The following is a 16353-nucleotide window of genomic DNA, read 5'->3' as shown; positions in this document are numbered from 1 at the left end:
GCTGATCATTTATTAAGGTTTAATTGTTAGTGAGTTAAGGTAAAACAGCCGTTGCCAAAGCAAAGTGTTCTTTTAGAATGTTCTTTACGTCATTTACCTGATGTGGCAAACACTCTATAATAAGAATGACTTCTGGTCCTTGCTCCTGTTTTTTTACTTTTTTTATGAACTTGTAATAAATATAATTACATAAAAAACCAACTGTGAATCCACCTGTTGCTCCTATTAATCCCCAATAAATAGGACCCCACTCTAAATTAAATCCAACACTTGCTCCAATTACTGCAAAAGCCGTTCCTAAAGCCGCTCCTGTGTCAAATAAGCTAATGCCATCTGAATGATGAATGGAGTCGAATAAAGAAACGTTTTCTTTTTGAATTTCAAGTGGAATAGCTAATATTTGATAAGGACTAATGCCTTTTTGTTCAAGCGATGTAATGGCAAGTTCTAAATAGGTAGAATAAGTAAAAGTAGAAAAAATCTGCATGGCAAACTCCTTATTTTCTTAACGGCAACCGAAATCGATAACGTTGATAATTCTTAATTAAGTAGTTGCGTTGGTAACTATCAAATAGCTTGTTGTTTTCGACGGTATTACTATAGGCATCATAGATAGAGAATCCATAAATTGAAGGTAAAAATAAGAGCCATTCGGGATTCAAAATCGCACTAGCTTTTGCCACATTTCCTAAAAATAAATAATGAATAGCTGGAAGAAGATTGGATTGATAATAGAACACCACCACCCAAACAAGAGAAAAGAAACCAGTTAAAATGCGGTGAATGTATAATTGGCCTGTTCCTGGCATAAAAGCGGACCATATGACCGCTAACAAGGGGTTTCGTTGATCGAGATAGTTCACTTCTAATGAGCCAATGCTAAACGAATTAAATGGCGCATTCTCACGCTCAGCTAATATAGCCACTTTATTTAAGTCAATGGTTGTTCGATAACTATCCCATATCGCAAAAATATAGACTGGAATGTACAGTAAAATCCATCTTGTATCAATGATTTCTTTGGCACGATTGATGTCTCCACAAAAAGAATAAACCATCGCCAAATTAAGGTTGGAATGAATATTAATATAAACCTCCCAAATGAATAGTAGAAACCCTCTTAAATATTTTGATAATAAAAGGTGTCCGAATCCAGGAAATGCTGCTGACCACCAAGCGACAATGTAAGGATTTCGTAAATGAATTTGAGTTGTTCCAAAAATACTAATATGAGCCTTGAAGCGTCTATACTTGTTTGTTGGTGAGAAATTTTCCATGACAAACATCCTTCACGGTCGTTTTTTATAGTGTGTGCGAACTTTTTTGTGTTCATTCATTTGTTTTCTACACTACATAGGATATAGGAGAAAAAATGAGTCGTTTATTTTATAGAAGTTTGTTAAGAGGTGAATATTTCGTTTCTTTAATATGAATGGTAAGAAAACAAACGAAATAAAAGATTGAGTCGATTCGTTCATTTCTGATTAATTATCTCTTCCCTAAGTATTCATCCTTGCAAAGGTAGAAGGCACAAAGATAAAATTTGAATGACGTTAGTTTCTATAGATGCTGAAAGAAAAGAGGACAAGTAGTGAAAAATATCTTGAAAATTGGATGTGTCGGTCTAATTGTTATTGTACTAATGACAATGCTGACATTTGTTGTTTGGTCTCGGTTTGATTACACTCCTTCCTATGAGCTGTCACGACTAGTAGATGAAAAGAACGTAACACAAAAAGATACATATTATGTGATTCAACCTGTTAATCAACAAGTGAAGGCAGGCTACATTTTATATCCAGGTGCAAAAGTGCAGCCACTAGCATATGCGTATTATGCACAACAGCTAGCAAAAAATGGCTATGTAGTAGCCGTTGTTAACTTTCCATTTAATATGGCTTTTCTTAGTGGAAATCGAGCAGATGATGTGATCACGGATTTCCCGGAAGTGAAAAAGTGGTTTATTGGAGGACATTCATTAGGTGGTGTCATGGCTGCAAATTATGCGTATAAAAATCAAGATAACCTAACAGGCGTGGTCTTCCTCGCTTCGTATCCGATGAATAAAAATGATTTTTCATCTACGAATATGCCAGTTTTATCACTCTATGGTGAGCGAGATGGTTTAACAACAACAAGTAAGATTGAAGAAACGAAAAAGCTACTTCCATCTTCAACAACGTTTGTGGAGATAGAAGGTGGGAATCATGCGCAATTCGGTCTATATGGAGAGCAAAGAGGGGATAAAAAAGCTACAATTTCAGCTGAAGAGCAACAAGATCGATTGGTTCGTGAAACTATAAAATGGCTGAATGGTTATTGAAAATCAAATGTTTTTACACATAATCTTTGTACAGCCTTGATAAATAACAAGGGACTGAGGCAAAAGGGGAGCAAAGAGCACCCCTGTTTGACTTAGTCCGCAAAATCTTCTTTTCTTCGTTTTACTCACTGATGTCCCAAAATCTTGTTAATTAAGCTTTTAACGTAGTCTTAAGCATTCTTTCTTGTGGTGCTTGTTTTTTGATCACAATGACAAATAAGCTTGCTAGTAAACAAAAAATCCCTGCTAGAAAAAATGCCCAAGTATAAGAGTTGAATACTTTATAAATGATTCCTCCACCATAAGCTGCTACGGCTGCACCAAGCTGATGTGAAGCAAAAATCCATCCATATACAATCCCGCTTTTTTCTATTCCAAAGATTTGTCTTGATATGCCAATCGTTGGTGGGACCGTCGCAATCCAATCAAGTCCATAAAACACTGAAAAAACAAGAAGTAAAGCGTAAGAACCGTCAGCTAACGCAAAGGGAAGTAAAATAAGCGATGCTCCTCTTAAACCATAGTACCAAAATAATAACCACCTATTATCAAAAAGGTCTGATAACCATCCTGAAAGAGTGGTTCCTATCAAATCGAAAACACCCATAAATGAAAGAAGCGATGCGGCTGCAACTAAAGGTATCCCATAGCTAATGCAATAAGAAATGAAATGAGTCCCAATTAATCCGCTTGTCGAAAGCCCGCAAATAAAGAAGCTACCTGCTAACAACCAAAACTCTTTTACTTTTACTGCCTCAAACAAACCGTTAAAGGCAAGAGCAATCGGGTTTTTTTTCTGTTCCTTTAATGGATCTTGTTTTTCTGTATCAAGGCCATATGAAAGAATCCCTATATCATGAGGAGAGTTTTTCATGAACAATAAAATGATGACAAGCATCATGGCACTCAGTGTCGTAATTAAGACAATTGCCCAACGCCAAGACGATTGATTGATAATAATTGCTAATATGGGAAGCAATAGTAACTGACCAGTTGCTGTACTTGCTGTTAATATTCCTAGCGCAAGTCCTCGTTTTTTCTCAAACCATCTATTCGCAACATACGGACTTAACACGGTTAAAAACACACCAGATCCCAAACCAATAATGATTCCCCAAATAATAATAAGCTGCCACGACTCTTGCATGATAAAGGTAAGTAAAGTCCCTATTAATAGTGTAGCCATTGATAGGACCATCACTTTTTTTACACCTAATACTTCGATTAAGGCAGCCATAAAAGGACCTGATATTCCATATAAAAATAGCCCAATAGCGAAAGCTAATGAAATAACGGAGCGATCCCACCCAAATTCATTTTCAAAAGGGTCTATGAATACACCGGATGAAGACCTAACAATACCAGCTACAATAATTGAGAAGAAAGTAATCAGCAGAATAATCCAACTGTAATGTATACGATTTCGATTCAACGTTTCACCCACCATCATCGTAATGTTAAAGTTAATAGAATGAAAAGTATGTAGATTCTATTAACTTATTATATTCTATAATGTGTGGATGAATGAAGCATGAAATTACGAATGCTGAAATTGTTAGAAAAGAAAATATCGTACTACTATTGAAAGCTAATGGTTTATATCGCCTTTATATATACTTTAAGTGATGCATACACGAAGCTAAGTCTTATTATCTTGAGTCATAAAAAGCAGAATGCCAACCATATGACATTCTGCTTTTTGAGTGTTCTACTTGAATTTAAAAAAGGAGTTGCCCCATTGTCAACTCCCTGTTTATCTATTTTTTTCTTAAATAAAGAAGAATGTGCGTTCAACGATTAACGAGAGACACGTTTTTGCTCATATAGTTGCTGCTCATCAATGTCGACAATCCAATGGTGAAATTGCTGTTGCAATCGTTTCAGGGCAAGAGGATTATTTGACACAACATCAAGCCCACGATCATCATAAAGATGAAAAACAGTATGTTTATTCATGTTAATAATATAGCATTCTTCTTCAAGGGAAGGCTGAATGTGTAAATCACGGTTTGCAATTGATTGAATAAGCAATTTATGCTTTAAGTCGTCTGTTTTACAGTAAATAAAAAATTCATTGCGTTCGCTCTCAGACACCAGGTGAATTTCTTGTTTTGAAAACTTTGTTTTAATGTATTTTTTTATTTTTGGTTCTTCATCACGTTTGTGAGTGTTATGTTTTCCCTTAAAACATAATAGAAGATCATCATTTTTATCGTGAAGCGAACTGAAGATGGCATAAGCACGTTCATAGACATTCTTCATATATTCCTTTTCCCATACTTTCTTTTGATTGCCTAGTTCAAAACGAATGCCAGCAGGTGCGTGGTAGAATAACGGATGTTTTAATTGAATATTCGGAAAAATTTTGCGGATGTATGTGCGTAAATTTGTTTTGTCCATAACCATCATCCTATCTATTAAAGTGTACGTTCTTACAAGTTGACTTCATTTTATCATGTGTTTGGATGAAAATGTAATGATGATACATGTTTTAATAGAAAGGTAACAGTCTTGTCATATTTTTATAAGGAATAGATAAAAGAAGTTATTTTTATCAATCTTTTTTAGAAGGTTGTTGGAAGGATTGTCGAGAAGTAAGAGCGAATTGATACATATGGAGATGGAAGCCACTATTTAATAAAAATAAAATGATGGGGGATGGGGAGCTTGTGAGAAAACAGGTGCTAGTAGCGTTCTTAGTAGTAGGAGTACTGTTTTTTAGCTTATTTGGGAAGCTCGTGTTTCAAGAAGGAAACCCTATTCCAGTTGTCATTGGTTTAGTTAAGCTAGCAAATGGCCATCACGTAGCCCAAATCGATAAAAAGCCGAAAAAGTACATAGTAACTGCGAATGACTATCTAACTTTTATTGATCAAAAAGAAAAAGAAGGTTGGGCATTTCATCAACAAATTGGAGACTCCTTTATCTTTAAAAAAGAAGAGGCTGAGCTTACATATACTAGTTATATGTTCACCGAAAACTACACAATTATGAAAGAAAACAAAAAATAGTAAAAATTACACCGTATACAATAAATTGCTAGAATCGTCAAAAACCTTTCATTCTATAAGGTTTTTGACGATTTTTTTATATGTTGGTATTTTTTTCAGATTGAGAGATTGTGAGATATGAAGCATGATAAAAGAGGGAGTCACAATAATCAGTAGGAGGAAAGATAATGAAGAAATTATCAGTTATCGCAGCAGGTGCTGTATTAGCAACAACGATGTTTGGAGGAGCGAATGCAAGCGCTTCATCAAACGAGCAACAACCAACTACTTATAAAAAAGTTGTGCATGCCTACAACTGTCAATTTGACCAAGCTTATCTTGAAAACTTAATCAAGAAATACAACCTTCAAGTTAAGCCAGTTATTCAACCATCGGCCAAGCCAGCAGCAGAGCCAGCGAAGCCACAGGCACAGGCACAGACAACTGCACAAACACAAAAAGAGTCAGCTGCGCAGCCTGCACCAGCACAAAAGCCAGCTACAAATACTACGAAAAACACTCAAGCGGCAGCTAGTAGTGTAAGTGAATACGAGAAAAAGGTAGTAGAGCTTGTAAACCAAGAGAGACAAAAGGCAGGCTTAGCACCCTTACAATTAGATACAAAGTTAAGCGATGTAGCAAGAGAGAAGTCAAGAGACATGATGAACAAAGGATACTTTGATCATCAATCTCCAACGTACGGTTCACCGTTTGATATGATGAAGCAGTTTGGCATCTCATATAAAGCTGCAGGTGAAAACATTGCAAAAGGTCAACGCACACCAGAAGAAGTAATGAACGGATGGATGAATAGTTCAGGCCATCGTGCAAACATTTTAAGTAATAATTTCACACATATTGGTGTAGGGTATGTAAAAGCTAGCAATGGTACAACATACTGGACACAAATGTTTATCGGTAAATAATTGATTTAAGCGAATGAGCACGACTAGATTGCAGTCATGCTCATTTTTTGTATGGTCAACGTTGTTGACAGTTGGAAAAATTTCTCATAAAATAAATTAAACAGTGGTTAATAAAAAAGAAGGAGCACATCATGTCACCAAGGAAGTCAGTAGAGAAAGAGTTAACAAGAGACATGATTATGGATGTAGCGCGAAAGTTGTTTGTAAAAGAAGGCTATCAACATGTGTCGATGCGACAAATAGCAAAAGAGCTTACGTATAGTCATGGCGCCATTTATTATCATTTTAAAAACAAAGCAGAGTTATTTTACGCCATTGTGGCTAAAGATTTCACATTGCTTGATCAAGAGATCGATAAAGTTATGAAGCTAGAGATGACTCAAGAAGAAAAAATAAAAGAAGTATTAATAAGATTTATTCGCTTCGGTCTTACGCATCAACAGCATTATGAATTAATGTTTTTGACAAAGGACGAAGAGATAAGAGAATTACTATGTGATGCCCCAAATAAAAGCTATGAGAAGTTTGCACAAACGGTCTATGAGTTAAGTGAGGAAAAAATAAATTTACAAGAAATTTGGTCCATCTTTTTATCGCTGCATGGCTTTGTTACTCATTATTGCCGTACAAATCAACAGTTTGAAGATGTGAAAGAGTTAGCTATGCTGCATGTGAATCGGTTACTATAATCACGTTTGTCATTTTTTGATTTTAATTGAACAATGGTTAATTAATGGGAGGGATAATGATGAAAAAGGCGTTAGTGTTAGGGGCATCAGGAGGAATGGGGTATGCATTAGTTTGTGAATTGCTCAGTCGAGAAATTGAAGTTATTGCATTTGCGCGTAACAAAGATAAAATGCAGCGTCTGTATGAATCAAAAGCGCTCGTGACGATTTTTGAGGGAGATGTATGTAATCGTGAACAACTAAGTGAAGCTGTGGCTTCTGTTGATATTATTTTTCACGCCATCAACGTACCTTATCAAGAATGGTCTGAAAAGCAACCAATGATCATGCGTGCCATTTTAGACGTCGCTAAGCAACATCATAAAAAGCTTGCCATTGTTGATAACATTTATGCATATGAAAAAAGCAATGGTACATCAATTAATGAAGACTATCCTAAAAATCCACCAACGAAAAAAGGGAAAATTCGCTTGGATCTTGAGCAGATGGCAAAAAGCTCAGATGTAACGATGTTTCTTGCTCATTTTCCTGACTTTTATGGTCCTAACGCCGAAAATACACAAATTCATTACTTTCTCCAGGGTGTTCTTCAAAACAAAAAAGCGATGTTTATTGGCAATCAAGAAGTGCCACGTGAATACATTTATACTCCCGATGGAGCAAAAGCCATGGTTGAGCTGTCGTTAAAAGAAGAAGCATACGGTCATCATTGGAATATTCCAGGTAGCGGTGTTATTACAGGTGAAGAAATCGTGTCAATTGTAAAAGAGAACACAGGCTATCAGAAGTCTGTTTCAACCGTGACGAAAACGATGATTCGCTTTCTTGGATTATTTGATGGTGGGATGCGTGAGTTTGTTGAGATGTTTTATTTAAACGAGCAGCCTACAGTCCTAAGTGGTAAGAGAACAGAGCAGTTAATTGGTCCGTTGCCACAAACTCCGTATCAGGATGGATTAAAAGCGACAATCTTGCATATGAGTCGATGAACAAAGGAGCAATCGTCGTTCTAAGTTTGACGATTGCTATTTTATTATGTGTGAAATAGTTTCATAACCAGCTGTTTATAAGTTGTAAAAAGCGTTGGTGGATGTGAAACATTCGTCATAAGTGCTTCTGAAATTGATGAGTAGTACCATTGTTGTTCTGTCTTTGGAGCGTTAAACTTTTTCCATACCTCTTCTCTGTTTTGTTCATAGTCCTGTAAAATAGAAAGTAAGTTATGCGTTTTATCTGCACAAACGATGCATTTCACTTCAAAAGATGCATTTGTTAACTGATTAATAGTATGTTGTTTTCGTTCTTTCCACGATTTTTCTTTATCCGGTTCAGATGATTGTGTCACAAGAGTAGCGACTTCGCTTCCAAACGCGTCTTTAATTGCTTCTAAATCATACTTTGTATCTTCAGCTACGTCATGAAGTAATGTAGCAATGACGATATTTTCTTTGACTTGTTCATCGAGGGATAAATCTTGTAGTGCATCAATGACGTATAAAGCAGCGGTATACGGATGGGTAATGTAGCTTAGGCTGGTTACTTTTCTTTTTTGTCCTTCGTGTGCCATTGTAGCAAATTGAACAGCTTGATTGATTCGTTCATAATTCACGTTTATCGTTCCTCTCTTTTAGATCCTATTCGTTTCATATGATAAAATCATTATAGTATACATAGTAGGGGGGAGACACATGCTGAAGAAATATATTATTCGTACATCTTCTCGAGATGAAATGATTGAAGTCACCAATATGGTTCAACAGGTGGTGGGTGAACTGGGCGTAAAAGAAGGGACGGTTATCGTTTATTGTCCACATACGACTGCGGGCATTACCATCAATGAAAATGCAGATCCAGATGTCAAACGTGACATGATTCGCCGTTTTGATGAGGTGTACCCGTGGCATCATGAGTTAGATCGTCATATGGAAGGAAACACAGCAGCACATATGAAAGTAAGCACGGTTGGTGCTTCTCAACATGTTATTGTGACAGATGGCCACCTATTGCTTGGAACATGGCAAGGTATTTATTTTTGCGAGTTTGATGGTCCAAGAGAGCGTACACTTTATGTAAAGGTTAGTGAGTAACAAGGAAAGTCGGATGATGTCAAAAAAAGGCAGAAAGCTCAATTTGACATCCATCCGGCTTTTATCTGTTTATGCTTTTTGTGTTAAGGAGTGTAACGCATTCGCTAAATGATTTGCAATCGCTGTCATTCCGTAAAGGCCGGCTACTTGTTCAGCATCTTTGTTATAGTTTGTATTTGTATTAACATCATACGTGTAAATCGTTCCTTGTGCATCTTGAATAAATTCAATACCAGCAAATGTTATGCCATTAGCCTGTAAGAAACGTTCGTATTTTTCAATAATGGGGTGATCAAATGATTCGCGAATAACGAACTTTGGCTTAGGTGTTGCAGTCGTTGGACAGAATGTATCGCCAATTTGACAAGCATCAGCAGGACAAAGTTCAAAGCCATCTGATGTATCTACATCTACCGCATAAAAGAACTTTCCACCAATAAATTCACAGCGTGTAATTTTTGCGTTTGGTGATTGGATATATTGCTGCAATAACGTAATGCCATCAATTGGCTCTTCAAAATCATCACTAGTAAGATAAGATTTTAATGCATCTGGATGTTGGAAAAGCTGGACACCGAGTCCTTTTCCAGCACGATTGTGTTTTGTAATAAACGCTCCGTCAAAGTGAGAAGCAGCTTCTAAAAGTTGTGCTTTTCCTACTACAGCCATTGTTTTAGGTGTTTGAATACCATGAGCTTGTAGTGCTGTGTATTGAGCCACTTTACTTACTTCAAGGGCTAATGCCCGGCTGTTATTAAAGACGATACGATCGTGTGCTTCAAGCCACGATAGAACAGCAGCCGTATATTCTGGTGCAAAGCGATGGTCACGTGTATGAGAGGAAGCGCTCATACGGTTATAAAAAATACCTTTTGGAGGCTCTTTAGATAAATCAAGTGTACCTTCATGAAGATGCCAATCCTCATACGGTACGTTTAATGCATCTAATGCTTGTCGTAAAGGTTTTGTCCACTCGTCGTTTTCGTGGATGATGTGAATAGTAGCTGACATGACAATCCCCCAAATTCTTTCATTCTCTTAAAATTAGTTTTTTTCACACATTTATTTTATCATGAAGAAAAGGAAATGTTCAAAAAGTTTGTGATTTAACAAGGGATTTTTTCAATCTTGTGGAATATCAATTAGTTAAACGTCACAAAACTGGAAGGGGGATTGTTAGGGTGAATGTAACGATTCGAGACATGACAATCCATGATTTTGACGTAGTGCGCAATATTGCTTATGCAGGTTGGTATTATACATATAGTAGCATGGTCCCTGTGAAACTCCAGCAGGCGTTTTTAGCAAAACATTATGAGAAAAAACATATATTGCGTCGTATGCAAAAATCCACTACGCTTATTGCCGAAGTTGATGGAGAAGCAGTTGGATTTGCAACGTTTACAATGGGAGGTAGTGTCAAAAAGCAAGGAAAGCTTGAAGCCATTTATTTATACCCAACTCACTGGCGAAAAGGCTTAGGGTCTAGGTTGATTGATGAAGGGATGAAGCGGCTAGGATGTATAGATAGCCTACTTGTTACGATCATGACAGAAAACGAAGCTGGAAGACAATTTTATAAAGCAAAAGGATTTACACAAGTGAAGATAAGTGAAAAGAGTGTGTATCCCTATTCTGTTACGATGATTACGATGAAATTAACCGTTTCACGATGGATGTTTTATAAGCATCAAAATGAAACATTTCAAGGCAAATTGGTGAACAATATTGAAGCAAATTCAAATTATTCGTAAACTAATGATAAACATACGATAAAGAGAGGTTACGAATAATGAAGAGATGGTTAGTCGCAGTTTTTGCAATAGGTAGTCTGATGCTAGGAGCTTGTTCAAACGAGGAAAATAACCATGAAGGTCATGAGTCTACAGGTGAACAACATAAACAGCATGAGGCACATGGTGATATTCGTGAAGAAACAGCAAGTATGGATGAAATGCCTTCATTTTTACAACAACATAATGATGATATGAAAGCATTGTATGTAGCAGCAGCAAAGCATAAAGAAGTTTTAGAAAACATCCCGTGCTATTGTGGATGTGCAGATGAAGCGATTGGTCATCGTAGCAACTATGATTGTTTCGTTCATGAAACGAAAGAAAATGGTGCAATTGTTTGGGATGATCATGGAACAAAGTGTCAAGTGTGTCTTGATATTGCGGCTCAATCCATCTTAGACTTCAAAGATGGAAAGGTTATGAAAGAGATACGAAATGATATAGATGAGCAGTATAAAGAAGGATATGCAAAGCCAACACCAACACCTGAAGTGTAAAAAGAGGCAGTCATTTCAATCGAGTCTAAACTGGATTGAATATGATTGTCTTTTTTTTAATTATTATGTTATAAAACAAAAAGTAAATAAATATAAATGTTATATAACAGATGGTTAATAAAAAGCAAAAGGAGAGGATAAAAGTGGAGCAAACTGTTGTAGAGAAAAAAGAAGAAGTAAATGAAAAAACAGATTTTGAATGGATCGATGAATACCCAACAATCTTAGATATTATTAATGAGTATTATGGAACGTGCCGGTAATTTATCCATTCATTTAAAAGGTTATGTAACGGTAGAACTGTCATGTCAAATTTTTTAAACCTATAGCGGCTGCCATCCTTCTTATAGGATTCATGTCAGCCGCTATAGAGATAGTTAAGAGAGTTCGAAGAGGTTAGGGTAGTCATTTGGAAAGTTCTCTATAGAAGTAATGGTAGATGCAACCATTGCTTTTCTTGCGTTCATCATGGATAGGCTAGCTTTTTGCACTTACGACAGCTTCATAGATTGTAGTTTCTCTAGTTGATTTGTATACTTAGTCGTTTGATAATAGTCTCCCATGGTGCTAAAGAAATGTTCGCATTCTGTTAGCAGTACTTGTATAAGATCTTTTTTGGGTAATGTCCACGATTGATTATTCAATTGAAAGCGTATCTTTTTTTCTGAGATTTGTTCAAGGCCAATTAAAAGTGACTGATCTCGGAAGTATGTTTCTACCTGCTTGTCATGTTGAAAATGAGCAATGAGGTTTAGTATATACGTCCATAACTCATCAACGAGGTTGTATTGTTGAAAACCAATTAATGTTTCGTCTCCATATTTAAGAACAATCGCCCCTTCTAAAAGTTGGTGGTCAAATTGATTGAGCATTCGTTTTACACGTTGATCATGTAAGTGAATGAAGTATTGATAAGGATTACTAGCTGCTTCAATCGAATCTTCAATAAATGACGATGGTCTCTTTAAGTAGGAATCTACAGTCAACATACATATTCCTCGCAATCAATCCTCGACATGAACAAACTCCTCCTTTTACCTAGTTTAGTGGCTACTTGAAATGTAGCTAATCTCTATTATAAAGATGATTTTTCTCGACATGAAGGAACAAAATGCACATTTCTTTTTACAATCTCTTAACAAATATATCTGAATATTCCTACTAATAATGTTGTTATAATCTTACTAATGTTGAAACTATACTATCTAAACTTAATATAAGGTGTGAATATAGACCTAAAAAACTCTACCTATGCTTTTCTAGATGAACTAGAGATGTGTGGTAGAGTTTTCGATTTATTCACCATAGAACGAAACGGAATCTCGATTGAGGGTAAGAGAAAAATAACGCTGTCTAACAGTCCAATCATAAACCTTTTTTATATTAATACATAGTGCCTCAGTTTTTTGTACACTAGCATAAGGTAAAGTAGGAGAAGGATAATGACTACGTGGCTGGATGAGTGTTCCTTTCATTTCTATAATGGATGGTGTGTACGAGGTAATATGCTGACCTAATGTAATAGAGACAGTTAGCTCTTGAAAGGTTGGAATCCCTTGTTCATTTTCTTCGCATATGATGTCTGCTTCACAATCAAATGCATCAATTGTAAAGTCGATGCCAGTTCCTTCAGGCGCATATAAGATGAATTGCTCAAATCGCTGAAAGAAAATAGGAGTGCTTTTGCAAGTACCTTTTGATGTCTCAACTTCTACAACAACGAAGCCTTTTATGAGAGCGGTTATTTTTTGCATGTTGAGTATTTGTCCGTTAGTAAGGGTTTTTTGAACAGTTGAGCGAGGACCAATTTCAGTAAATGTAATGGTTTTTTTTCTTGTACCATCTGCTTCCGTTAAATAGCAGTTGATATCTAGCTTCTCACCATTGCGGCAAGGGTCAAGAAATAAAGGGGTTAAGTCACAGTTCAAGATGGTACGTTCATTTGAGAGTAAAATAACCTTGGATTCGGGGTGATAGTGTAAAGCCGTAATTTCAACCTTTACGTTTTCAGACGGCAAGTTTAAGAGAAGATATTCTCCATTATCATCCGTTATTGTTTGAGCAATCACTTTTTCCTCTTCAAGCGATTGAATGACAATAGCTGCTCCTCGAATAGGTAGGGTTGTTTGTGTATCCACGATTTGACCAGTTAGTGAGGAATCACCTAAGAAATTCACAATCTTTGCTCCTTCCGACAAACGAACTGTTATATTGTATGTACAAAGTAAGAGAGAGTGATTTAAATGAGAAGATATAGGCTAGGGATGTCCTTTTTACAGGCTGTTGAGCTACTTTTAACAGCCTTTTTTTATCATTTTTACCGAGAAGACCCCCACCTCAAGGAACACAGTGAGTAGGTGGGGGATGAATCGGTTTTTTAAACTTTTTTTCATTTCTGTGAGGATAACGGACGTCCTGTTGTTCATTTCAGTCATGGTTCAGTTTGACGAAACCTAGAGAATGTCTCGTCAAACTAAAAAAAGACCTTGCATACAAGGTCTTTTTAGCTTAATGCGTAACTTTCTTTGCTCCGATGTAGCGAGTCTTCCAATAGCTGCTGTTTAAAGAAGCTATCGAGACACCTTTAGATGAAGAGCTATGGATGAACTGGTTGTTACCTAAGTAAATTCCAGCATGAGACGCACCTTTTTTATATGTTTCAAAGAACACAAGATCACCAACGGCAGGTTTTGCTACTTTTTGTCCCTTTTGATAGATTGCATCTACTGTTCGAGGAAGTTGAACCCCAGCGCTTTGTTCAAAAACATAACCAAGGAAGCCGCTGCAATCGAACCCTCTAGGTGTTGTGCCTCCCCATTTATATGGTACACTTGCATGCTTTTTAGCCTCTGCAACAAGGGCATTTACATTGAAAGATGATACTCCTTTTACGTTGCTTGATTTATGTATAGGTAACTTAGCAATCGTTTGTTTTCCAACAATACCGTCTGCTTTTAAGCCTTTTGATTTTTGAAATGCCATCACGGCTACTTTTGTATCGTAGTTAAAATAGTTTGAAACAGGCTTTTTTAAATGGCCAGATGCTTTTAATGCCTGTTTTAACTGTGTTACATCACTATGTTGCATACCTTGCTTTAATACTCTATCTCCAAGAGCCGCTTGGCCCATCATTGGACTGCTTGATAATAAAACCCCAGCTACCGTAATAGCCGCTATGAACTTTTTCACGATGTGTACCTCCTGAAAACGATTCCTTTTAGTACATTTATCATACCATCATTCGACATTATTTTAAGTTACAGTTCTTTTACAAATGTAAAAAGGACGTTTAAATAGAAAAGAAAAAGGGGAAAAAGGCGATATTTGTTGATATTTAAAGGCTTTTGGAGTTAGTGGGGAAGAAAAAGAATTGTCCGAATTGTTAAGAATATTCTTGTTTTTAAGTAACTTTTGTAACACAAATGTAATAAAAAAGGTTAATTATGGAAAGTTTGTACTTTCTGAAATCGATAAGTGCATGAGTTAAAATAAAATAGGAAATGATAGGACGTGATGACTAACTGACATTTTTAAAAAAGAGCAAGACGTTTATCATCAATCTCTTTGTTGGATAGATCAAAAATCTTTAAAATAGGTGTGTTTTGAAGGATTACTCACTCTTTTAGCACTTAAATTTTTGATAAACAGAAAAGGGATCATGATTACATAAACTGTAAAAATAAAGGGTTTGTATATGTAAAAAAGTTGATCAAAGCAAAAAAACGCAAAAAATATGTGAATTGTTACACAAAGGGTTTGAAGTCGTGTAAAATGTAAACTTATAATAGATAGGTGATTTTTTATTTTATGAGGTGATTGTTAATGAAAAGAATAGGTGTTTTAACAAGTGGTGGAGATTCGCCAGGAATGAATGCGGCTGTACGCTCAGTTGTGCGTAGTGCCATTTATCATGGCTTAGAAGTATATGGTGTGTACCAAGGATATCAAGGATTAATTGCTGGAAACATTAAAAAGCTTGAAGTAGGAGACGTTGGTGATATTATTCAACGCGGTGGTACAATGCTTTATTCTGCAAGATGCCCTGAATTCAAAACAGAAGAAGGACGTCAAAAAGGAATTGAAAACTTAAGAAAGCATGGTATTGAAGGCCTTGTCGTAATTGGTGGAGACGGATCTTATATGGGAGCTGTAAAGTTAACAGAATTAGGTTTTCCATGTATTGGGATTCCAGGGACAATCGATAATGATATTCCAGGAACAGATTTTACATTAGGATTTGATACTGCGTTACACACGGTTATTGATGCGATTGATAAAATTCGTGATACAGCAACCTCTCACGAGCGCACGTTTATTATTGAAGTAATGGGACGTGATGCAGGGGATATCGCACTGTGGTCGGGTCTTGCTGGTGGAGCAGAAACCATTTTAATCCCAGAAGCAAAAGAAGAATTCAGCGAAATGATTGAACGCTTAAAGAGCGGATTAGATCGCGGTAAAAAACATAGTGTCATCGTTGTAGCTGAAGGTGTAGCAAGCGGAGAAGAAGTGGCAAAGCAATTAAAAGAAGCAGCGAACATTGATACACGTGTTACGGTACTTGGACATATTCAACGTGGGGGTTCACCAACTGCCATGGACCGCGTGTTAGGAAGTCGTTTTGGTGGACATGCCGTTCAGCTTTTACTACAAGGTAAAGGTGGACGTGCGGTTGGAATTCGTCAAAATAACATTGTGGATTACGACATTATGGATATTTTAAAAGAGCCACACCATATCAACCTTGATATGTATAAATTATCAAAAGAGCTTTCTATTTAATTTAAGGAAGTTAATCCCTCTTAAAATGGGGGATTTTCTTCTTTCTTTTGTTGTAGACCTGAGCCTAAGCAGCATTTACATGTTTTCGTGTAGCGTACGCCAGAAATAATTTCTACTTTTCCTAATCCTTTACAGCACGGACAGATGATTTCAAATCCGGTCAAGTTACATACACCTCATTTTTGTAAACGGTTTCTTTTCATTGTAACACAAAAGGTATGAACAAAACGAAATAGAAAGAAAATTATGGTACACTACAGATA

At 36.4% G+C, this 16353-nt stretch carries 19 protein-coding genes; 9 read left to right on the top strand and 10 right to left on the bottom strand.

Going from position 1 to position 16353, the window contains the following annotated elements; genetic code table 11:
- Positions 1–34 precede the first annotated feature (34 nt).
- Together JOC83_RS09815 and JOC83_RS09810 are read right to left on the bottom strand one after the other, a co-directional pair.
- On the bottom strand, positions 35–487 hold the full coding sequence (locus tag JOC83_RS09815; RefSeq protein WP_205186676.1) for a hypothetical protein: 453 nt from the start codon (positions 485–487) through the stop codon (positions 35–37).
- Between the two features lie 10 nt (positions 488–497).
- Positions 498–1277: a hypothetical protein gene (locus JOC83_RS09810; RefSeq protein WP_205186674.1), complete on the bottom strand. Its 780-nt coding sequence runs from the start codon at positions 1275–1277 to the stop codon at positions 498–500.
- 314 nt (positions 1278–1591) lie between these two features.
- On the opposite strand from JOC83_RS09810, the gene JOC83_RS09805 reads away from it, so the two are divergent.
- On the top strand, positions 1592–2323 hold the full coding sequence (locus JOC83_RS09805; protein ID WP_205186672.1) for an alpha/beta family hydrolase: 732 nt from the start codon (positions 1592–1594) through the stop codon (positions 2321–2323).
- A 151-nt stretch (positions 2324–2474) separates the two neighbouring features.
- Here the strand turns inward: JOC83_RS09805 and JOC83_RS09800 are convergent, their stop codons facing one another.
- Both JOC83_RS09800 and JOC83_RS09795 read right to left on the bottom strand, forming a co-directional pair.
- Positions 2475–3770 (bottom strand): MFS transporter, encoded by a 1296-nt coding sequence (locus tag JOC83_RS09800; protein ID WP_205186670.1) that lies wholly within the window; start codon positions 3768–3770, stop codon positions 2475–2477.
- 350 nt (positions 3771–4120) lie between these two features.
- A complete protein-coding gene (locus JOC83_RS09795; protein ID WP_205186668.1) occupies positions 4121–4723 on the bottom strand; it encodes a DUF3885 domain-containing protein in 603 nt (200 codons plus the stop codon).
- A gap of 269 nt (positions 4724–4992) precedes the next feature.
- Between JOC83_RS09795 and JOC83_RS09790 the strand changes: the two genes are divergently transcribed.
- From JOC83_RS09790 to JOC83_RS09775, 4 genes are all read left to right on the top strand, one after another.
- Positions 4993–5334 carry a hypothetical protein gene (locus JOC83_RS09790; protein WP_205186665.1) on the top strand — a complete coding sequence of 114 codons (342 nt, stop codon included), beginning with the start codon at positions 4993–4995 and terminating at the stop codon, positions 5332–5334.
- Positions 5335–5501: 167 nt separating this feature from the next.
- Positions 5502–6239: a CAP domain-containing protein gene (locus JOC83_RS09785; RefSeq protein ID WP_205186663.1), complete on the top strand. Its 738-nt coding sequence runs from the start codon at positions 5502–5504 to the stop codon at positions 6237–6239.
- Positions 6240–6370: 131 nt separating this feature from the next.
- Complete coding sequence (locus tag JOC83_RS09780) at positions 6371–6928, top strand: TetR/AcrR family transcriptional regulator (protein ID WP_205186661.1); 558 nt, start codon at positions 6371–6373, stop codon at positions 6926–6928.
- A 59-nt stretch (positions 6929–6987) separates the two neighbouring features.
- On the top strand, positions 6988–7917 hold the full coding sequence (locus tag JOC83_RS09775) for an SDR family NAD(P)-dependent oxidoreductase (RefSeq protein WP_205186659.1): 930 nt from the start codon (positions 6988–6990) through the stop codon (positions 7915–7917).
- 44 nt (positions 7918–7961) lie between these two features.
- Here the strand turns inward: JOC83_RS09775 and JOC83_RS09770 are convergent, their stop codons facing one another.
- Positions 7962–8537: an HD domain-containing protein gene (locus JOC83_RS09770; RefSeq protein WP_205186657.1), complete on the bottom strand. Its 576-nt coding sequence runs from the start codon at positions 8535–8537 to the stop codon at positions 7962–7964.
- A gap of 79 nt (positions 8538–8616) precedes the next feature.
- Between JOC83_RS09770 and JOC83_RS09765 the strand changes: the two genes are divergently transcribed.
- Complete coding sequence (locus JOC83_RS09765) at positions 8617–9015, top strand: secondary thiamine-phosphate synthase enzyme YjbQ (protein ID WP_205186654.1); 399 nt, start codon at positions 8617–8619, stop codon at positions 9013–9015.
- 69 nt (positions 9016–9084) lie between these two features.
- Here the strand turns inward: JOC83_RS09765 and JOC83_RS09760 are convergent, their stop codons facing one another.
- On the bottom strand, positions 9085–10026 hold the full coding sequence (locus tag JOC83_RS09760; RefSeq protein WP_205186653.1) for an ATP-grasp domain-containing protein: 942 nt from the start codon (positions 10024–10026) through the stop codon (positions 9085–9087).
- Positions 10027–10196: 170 nt separating this feature from the next.
- On the opposite strand from JOC83_RS09760, the gene JOC83_RS09755 reads away from it, so the two are divergent.
- Positions 10197–10769: a GNAT family N-acetyltransferase gene (locus tag JOC83_RS09755; protein WP_205186651.1), complete on the top strand. Its 573-nt coding sequence runs from the start codon at positions 10197–10199 to the stop codon at positions 10767–10769.
- A 38-nt stretch (positions 10770–10807) separates the two neighbouring features.
- On the top strand, positions 10808–11308 hold the full coding sequence (locus JOC83_RS09750) for a PCYCGC motif-containing (lipo)protein (RefSeq protein WP_205186650.1): 501 nt from the start codon (positions 10808–10810) through the stop codon (positions 11306–11308).
- Positions 11309–11799: 491 nt separating this feature from the next.
- Here the strand turns inward: JOC83_RS09750 and JOC83_RS09745 are convergent, their stop codons facing one another.
- The 3 genes from JOC83_RS09745 to JOC83_RS09735 all read right to left on the bottom strand — a co-directional run bounded on the left by JOC83_RS09745 (position 11800) and on the right by JOC83_RS09735 (position 14497).
- Complete coding sequence (locus tag JOC83_RS09745; RefSeq protein WP_205186649.1) at positions 11800–12297, bottom strand: hypothetical protein; 498 nt, start codon at positions 12295–12297, stop codon at positions 11800–11802.
- Positions 12298–12603: 306 nt separating this feature from the next.
- Complete coding sequence (locus JOC83_RS09740) at positions 12604–13485, bottom strand: BMQ_0737 family morphogenetic spore coat protein (RefSeq protein WP_205186648.1); 882 nt, start codon at positions 13483–13485, stop codon at positions 12604–12606.
- 331 nt (positions 13486–13816) lie between these two features.
- The gene (locus tag JOC83_RS09735; protein WP_205186647.1) at positions 13817–14497 is read right to left on the bottom strand and encodes an NlpC/P60 family protein; all 681 of its coding nucleotides are present in this window, start codon (positions 14495–14497) and stop codon (positions 13817–13819) included.
- A 633-nt stretch (positions 14498–15130) separates the two neighbouring features.
- Between JOC83_RS09735 and pfkA the strand changes: the two genes are divergently transcribed.
- Positions 15131–16090 (top strand): 6-phosphofructokinase, encoded by a 960-nt coding sequence (gene pfkA, locus JOC83_RS09730; protein WP_205186639.1) that lies wholly within the window; start codon positions 15131–15133, stop codon positions 16088–16090.
- A gap of 20 nt (positions 16091–16110) precedes the next feature.
- Here pfkA and JOC83_RS09725 read toward each other — a convergent pair whose 3' ends face one another.
- Complete coding sequence (locus JOC83_RS09725; RefSeq protein ID WP_205186631.1) at positions 16111–16254, bottom strand: hypothetical protein; 144 nt, start codon at positions 16252–16254, stop codon at positions 16111–16113.
- Between the last annotated feature and the right edge of the window lie 99 nt (positions 16255–16353).

Source organism: Priestia iocasae (assembly GCF_016909075.1).
Lineage (GTDB): Bacteria > Bacillota > Bacilli > Bacillales > Bacillaceae_H > Priestia > Priestia iocasae.
The sequence above is the reverse complement of the archived record's forward strand: the minus strand, read 5'-3'. Positions and strand labels throughout refer to the sequence as shown.

What these genes read in the sequence shown, in the direction of transcription:
- JOC83_RS09815 (WP_205186676.1), bottom strand. Translation starts at nt 487, where the DNA reads ATGCAGATTTTTTCTACTTTTACTTATTCTACCTATTTAGAACTTGCC.
- JOC83_RS09810 (WP_205186674.1), bottom strand. Translation starts at nt 1,277, where the DNA reads ATGGAAAATTTCTCACCAACAAACAAGTATAGACGCTTCAAGGCTCAT.
- JOC83_RS09800 (WP_205186670.1), bottom strand. Translation starts at nt 3,770, where the DNA reads ATGGTGGGTGAAACGTTGAATCGAAATCGTATACATTACAGTTGGATT.
- JOC83_RS09795 (WP_205186668.1), bottom strand. Translation starts at nt 4,723, where the DNA reads ATGGACAAAACAAATTTACGCACATACATCCGCAAAATTTTTCCGAAT.
- JOC83_RS09785 (WP_205186663.1), top strand. Translation starts at nt 5,502, where the DNA reads ATGAAGAAATTATCAGTTATCGCAGCAGGTGCTGTATTAGCAACAACG.
- JOC83_RS09780 (WP_205186661.1), top strand. Translation starts at nt 6,371, where the DNA reads ATGTCACCAAGGAAGTCAGTAGAGAAAGAGTTAACAAGAGACATGATT.
- JOC83_RS09775 (WP_205186659.1), top strand. Translation starts at nt 6,988, where the DNA reads ATGAAAAAGGCGTTAGTGTTAGGGGCATCAGGAGGAATGGGGTATGCA.
- JOC83_RS09765 (WP_205186654.1), top strand. Translation starts at nt 8,617, where the DNA reads ATGCTGAAGAAATATATTATTCGTACATCTTCTCGAGATGAAATGATT.
- JOC83_RS09760 (WP_205186653.1), bottom strand. Translation starts at nt 10,026, where the DNA reads ATGTCAGCTACTATTCACATCATCCACGAAAACGACGAGTGGACAAAA.
- JOC83_RS09750 (WP_205186650.1), top strand. Translation starts at nt 10,808, where the DNA reads ATGAAGAGATGGTTAGTCGCAGTTTTTGCAATAGGTAGTCTGATGCTA.
- JOC83_RS09745 (WP_205186649.1), bottom strand. Translation starts at nt 12,297, where the DNA reads ATGTTGACTGTAGATTCCTACTTAAAGAGACCATCGTCATTTATTGAA.
- pfkA (WP_205186639.1), top strand. Translation starts at nt 15,131, where the DNA reads ATGAAAAGAATAGGTGTTTTAACAAGTGGTGGAGATTCGCCAGGAATG.